Source organism: Mesorhizobium sp. CNPSo 4661, from assembly GCF_057784215.1.
Window position 1 is genome coordinate 1 of sequence record NZ_JBWGIO010000060.1, and the last position, 5,198, is coordinate 5,198.

Annotated in this window: 4 protein-coding genes and 2 pseudogenes; 2 read left to right on the forward strand and 4 right to left on the reverse strand. The window is 61.1% G+C overall.

Annotation, left to right across the window (positions count from 1 at the left end):
- Both AC0YKC_RS33790 and panD read left to right on the forward strand, forming a co-directional pair.
- Positions 1-556, forward strand: a pseudogene (locus AC0YKC_RS33790) (3-oxoacyl-[acyl-carrier-protein] synthase III C-terminal domain-containing protein); the annotation flags it as partial.
- A 57-nt stretch (positions 557-613) separates the two neighbouring features.
- Positions 614-1,066, forward strand: a complete 453-nt coding sequence (gene panD, locus AC0YKC_RS33795) for an aspartate 1-decarboxylase (protein ID WP_488514216.1) — start codon at positions 614-616, stop codon at positions 1,064-1,066.
- A 217-nt stretch (positions 1,067-1,283) separates the two neighbouring features.
- On the opposite strand, the gene AC0YKC_RS33800 is transcribed toward panD, so the two are convergent.
- The 4 genes and pseudogenes from AC0YKC_RS33800 to glyA all read right to left on the reverse strand — a co-directional run.
- Positions 1,284-1,469 (reverse strand): hypothetical protein, encoded by a 186-nt coding sequence (locus AC0YKC_RS33800; protein ID WP_488514217.1) that lies wholly within the window; start codon positions 1,467-1,469, stop codon positions 1,284-1,286.
- Positions 1,470-2,287: 818 nt separating this feature from the next.
- Positions 2,288-3,304: an adenosine kinase gene (locus AC0YKC_RS33805; protein WP_488514218.1), complete on the reverse strand. Its 1,017-nt coding sequence runs from the start codon at positions 3,302-3,304 to the stop codon at positions 2,288-2,290.
- A 96-nt stretch (positions 3,305-3,400) separates the two neighbouring features.
- Positions 3,401-4,597 carry a methionine adenosyltransferase gene (metK, locus tag AC0YKC_RS33810; RefSeq protein WP_488514219.1) on the reverse strand — a complete coding sequence of 399 codons (1,197 nt, stop codon included), beginning with the start codon at positions 4,595-4,597 and terminating at the stop codon, positions 3,401-3,403.
- A gap of 52 nt (positions 4,598-4,649) precedes the next feature.
- Positions 4,650-5,198, reverse strand: a pseudogene (glyA, locus tag AC0YKC_RS33815) (serine hydroxymethyltransferase); the annotation flags it as partial.

The following is a 5,198-nucleotide window of genomic DNA, read 5'->3' on the forward strand; positions in this document are numbered from 1 at the left end:
CATGGCAAGGCGGCCCTTGTGGTTGCCGCCAACATCCTCAGCCGCCGCATCAACCCGGCCGAGCGCGCCAGCGCCGTGCTGTTTGCCGATGGCGCCGGCGCCGTGGTGATCGGCCCTTGCGATGACCCGGACCGCGGCATTCTCGGTGCTTCAGTGGATTCCGACGGCTCGCGCTACGGGCTGATCCAGATCCCGGCGGGAGGAAGCAACACGCCGTTCCATGGCGACCTCGACCTCGAGCAGACCCGCATGACGATCACCGACGGCCGTGAGGTGTTCGGCAAGGCCGTTGAGATGATGACCTGCTCGCAGGACGCGCTCGCCGCAGCCCAAATGCGGCCGCAGGATATCGATTGGTTCGTGCCGCGGGCGGAACCTTGGCATTGCGGATCTCGCGATCATCAAGACGATCGCCGAGTACGGCAACTCTTCCGCCGCCACGATCCCGCTTTCCCTGTCGCTCGCCCATCAGAGGGAGCCGTTTCGGCCGGGCGAGAAAATCCTGCTGGCGGCAGCGGGTGCCGGTCTCAGCGGCGGTGCGCTCGTTGGAATTTAGCGGCGCGGTCCGGATGCCAAGATTGACCTTTGAAGATGAATAGGGACGACAAAACCAATGCGAAAACTAGTCGCCGGCAAGCTACACGGCATCCACGTCACCGAAGCAAACCTCAACTACCACGGTTCGATAACGCTCGACCCTGACCACTGCGAAGAAGCCGGGATCCTGCCCATGGAATTCGTGGAGATATGGAACAAGAATTCCGGCGCGCGAATCTCGACCTATGTCATTCTGGGCGAGCGCGGCTCACGTTGCTGTATTCTAAACGGAGCGGCTGCCCGCACCTGCCAGCCGGACGACCAGATCATTGTCTGCAACTCCGTCTACCTGGACGAATCGCACATTACGTCGCTGAAGCCGCGGATCGTTACGTTCGACCAGGACAACAACATACTTGACCGCTTGAGCTACTCGGTCGATCTCGACGCCGATGGCCGTTACAGCTTCTCGATCCTCAATGAGGCGAATGAGGCTTTGGCCATCCCTGCCTTGGTGTCCGGGGCGTGACTCCCGCAGCACATCTGAGAGAGCCTCTCCACCCCGTTGCAACTCGCCCGGCGCTGAAGAGAGGACCGGAGCTGCTGACACTCCGGCTTCGAAAGGAGGAGCCGGTGCGCCTTTCGGTACGGCGGGCTTTCGCGAGATGTGCAATGTCTCGCATCTGCATGATGCTCGAACAGCGAGGCGACTCAATTTATTTTGCGTGTTTGAACGCTGTCTCAGGTTACTTGGGGTGGCGGCTTGCAAATTCTTGCTGCTTTTTCCAGCGCTGCAGCCGGATCTTGACAACCTGGCTTTTCATGATTTTTGCAGCCGTGTCGATCAAGCAGGCCACATAGTCGTCTTGCGCGTCAGCAGCGGTGCCAACCATCATCGCAAATATAGCCAGCCGAATCGTCGCAAGCAGCATTGAAATGGCCCTTTGGCGATGTGTTTCTCCCGCCGGCGCCAAAGGCTATCAGCCGTCCGACGTATGCCCAAATCCGGCGCGGACATCAGCGTTCGTCAATTGGTGGCTTGCTGGCCAGGCCAGCCTGGCGCGTTGGCCATCGGCGAAATTCTCGGTGGAACACTGTGTGCTGAACCGATGAACCGTCAGCTTACCGCCCTCCATTGACGGCGATAGGCGATTTGGGCCGTGCCCCCTCGGAGCCCGCACCTTGCATCGGAAAAACCCGTTTGGGTGCGGCAAGCATCATTGGTTGCGGGGACACGCAACCAACGATTCTTGCGATTGATCGAGAAAGCTATACCGAGGCTAGCGGCATAACTCCCCAGATGCGCCCCAGGTGTCTCACTTGGCAGCCCGATCGACGCGGGCGCGGCGCACGGGAATTCGCAGACTGCCAAGGTGACGAATTCCAGGCAGAGCTGCACCGCCGTGGGGTGCCGTTCCGTCCGATCGCCTGGTAACCTGAACAAAGCTGTCGACGGGCTAGCCCGTCGACACTTCGATAAACCTAAGCGGCCGCAGAAGATCGCGCTGGTTTGCTCGGCTTATGACGCACGACGACGTCAACCTTGTAGTCGAGCCGAGTCGAGGGAGCGCACCAAGCGGTCTGTCGAGAACTTGCCGGTCGTCCGGTGACGAATGCAGAGACGTCCGGCTATTTCACGCCGAGCAAATGAGCCGATTTCGCCTGAATGAGGCGCCGGCGCTTGATAATGCCACAGATCTATAAGCTCGCCGAAACTGCCTGATATGATTCGAACCATGGAAAGGCTGACCTAGTTGTCCTGGAAATGTCCGCCTGAGAGAAGCCCGGCCTGCTCCGCTTCGCGGCGCAGGTTCTGGCGCGGGCGCGGGCCGACCTGCTGGATCACCAGTCCGGCGGCCAGCGAGCCGAGATCGCCGCAATCCTGGAGGCTGCGCCCGGCCGTGTAGCCGTAGAGGAAGCCGGCGGCATAGAGGTCGCCGGCGCCGGTCGTGTCGACCAGTTCCCTGATCGATGTCGCCTCGATGGTGACGGTCTCGTCGCCGCGCACGATCACCGAGCCTCTTTCCGAGCGGGTGACGGCGGCGATCTTGCAGTCCTTGCGGATCGCAGCCAGCGCGTCCTCGAAGGAGGAGGTCTGGTAGAGCGACTTGATCTCGTGGCTGTTGGCGAAAACGATATCGACCGTGCCCGAACGCATCAGCTCGAGAAACTCGTCGCGGTAGCGGTCGACGCAAAAGGAATCCGACAGTGTCATCGACACTTCGCGGCCGGCGGCGTGCGCCAGCTTCGCCGTCTGCCGGATCGCTTCCTTGGCGCGCGGCGGATCCCACAAATAGCCCTCGAAATAGGTCACCTTGGCGCCGGACGCCTTGTCGGCCTCGACATCCTCGGGACCAAGCTCGATGCAGGCGCCGAGATAGGTGTTCATCGAACGCTCGCCGTCGGGCGTGACGAAGATCATCGAGCGCGCCGTCGGCGGCTCGCCCTCGAGCGGCCCGGTGTCGAAGGCCACGCCCTGGGCCTGGATGTCGTGCGTGTAGATGTCGCCCAGCGCGTCGTTCGACACCTTGCCGAAGAAGGCCGCCCGCCCGCCGAGGCTGGCGACACCGGCGGCCGTATTGCCGGCGCTGCCGCCGGAAGCCTCGATCGCCGGTCCCATGCGGCTGTAGAGCAATTCGGCGCGCTTGGCGTCGATGAGGTTCATCGCGCCCTTGATGATGCCGTTGGTCTCGAGAGAGGCCTCGTCGCACTGGGCGATGATGTCGACAATGGCATTGCCGATGCAAAGCACGTCATATTTCGGCATCAATGTCTCCGCCAAACGATTGCCCGCCTTTCTGCCATGCCGGCTGGGCGAGGTCTGGTCATGACATGGTGTTCCGCTTCCATTCGGCGTCGGCCCTCACGGGGCTGCGAGTCCTGCCTCGCGCCGCAAGTCGTCGGCTCTGTCAGTCCTCTCCCAGGTGAACTCAGGCTCTTCGCGGCCGAAATGCCCATAGGTCGCAGTCTTGCGGTAAATCGGGCGTAGGAGATCAAGCATCTTGATGATGCCTTTCGGTCTGAGATCGAACAACTCAAGAATGAGCCGCTCGATCCTTCTTTCCTCAATTCTTGCGGTCCCGAAAGTGTTGACCATCACAGACACCGGACTTGCCACGCCGATCGCGTAAGCAACCTGCACCTCGCAGACGTCCGCCAGCCCGCTAGACACGATATTCTTCGCGACGTACCGGGCGGCATAGGCTGCCGAGCGGTCAACCTTGGACGGGTCCTTGCCCGAAAAGGCGCCGCCGCCGTGACGCCCCATTCCACCATAGGAATCGACGATGATCTTGCGTCCAGTGAGGCCGCAGTCGCCGCGCGGGCCCCCGACTACGAACCGGCCCGTTGGGTTGACCAGAATTCTGATGCCTTCCGTGTCCAGGTCGGTCGGCAGCACCGGCTTTATGATTTCCTCAATGACGCCCTCGCGGACCGTTTCTTGCGAGACCTGCTCATTGTGTTGCGTCGACACGACGATGGTATCCAGGGCGACGGGGCGCAAGCCCTCGTAACGCACGGAGACTTGGGATTTCACGTCAGGACGCAACCAGCTAAGCTGTCCAGCCTTGCGGACATCCGCCTGTCTTTTCGTCAAGCGGTGGGCGAGTTGGATCGGCAAAGGCATCAGCGTGTCGGTCTCGCGGCATGCATAGCCGAACATGAGGCCCTGATCTCCGGCTCCCTGTTCGAGGTCCTGCCCCCGACCCTCGTCAACGCCTTGGCTAATGTCGGGCGACTGCTCGGTGAGGGCATGAACGACCGAGCAACGCCGGCCATCAAATCCGACGGCCTCGTCGTCGTATCCAATATCAACGATCGTATCGCGGGCAACTTGGCTGTAGTCGACATTTGCATCGCTGGTAATCTCGCCAGCCAGAACGACTGTCCCTGTCTTCACCAAGGCTTCACATGTCTTCACCAGGGCTTCACAAGCGACGCGCGCCTTCGGATCGAAGCGGAGCACCGCATCGAGGATGGCATCCGAGATGTTGTCGGCCAGCTTGTCCGGGTGTCCCGCGCCTACCGATTCAGAAGAGAATACGAACTGCCTAGCCATGAAATGCCTCGCACCGGATATTAGAGTTGGATAAGCGCCTGCTTGAGCTGCCTTACCTGTTGGTGATGCCCGGGACCTCGAACGCAGCGCACAAGTCGGCAACGTTTCTTCGCACGTCGGCGTGGAGATCGTCGTCGTCTGGCCTCTGGAGGACGGAGTCAATGAAGCCGGCAATTTGCACCATTTCCACCTCGCGCATGCCCATTGACGTCACTGCTGGCGACCCGAAGCGAATTCCGCTCGTAACCGCCGGATCGCGCGGATCGCCCGGCACCATGTTAAAGTTGGCAATGATGCCCGCCCTCGCTAGTCGCTCGGCATAGGCCTTGCCCGACAATGGTCGATCGCGCAGATCAAGAATCAGCATGTGATTGTCGGTCCCGCCGGTAACCAAGTCATAGCCTCGCCCTAGCAGCGCCTGTGCCAGGGCCTTGGCATTCTTGACGATCTGATGGCCGTAGCTACGGAAGGACGGGTTCGCGGCTTCCTGCAAAGCGACAGCTAGCGCAGCGATGACATTCATATGGGGCCCGCCTTGCAGTTGAGGGAAGACCGCCCGATCTATTCGCTTGGCGAGATTGACTTTGCTGTTTGGATGATA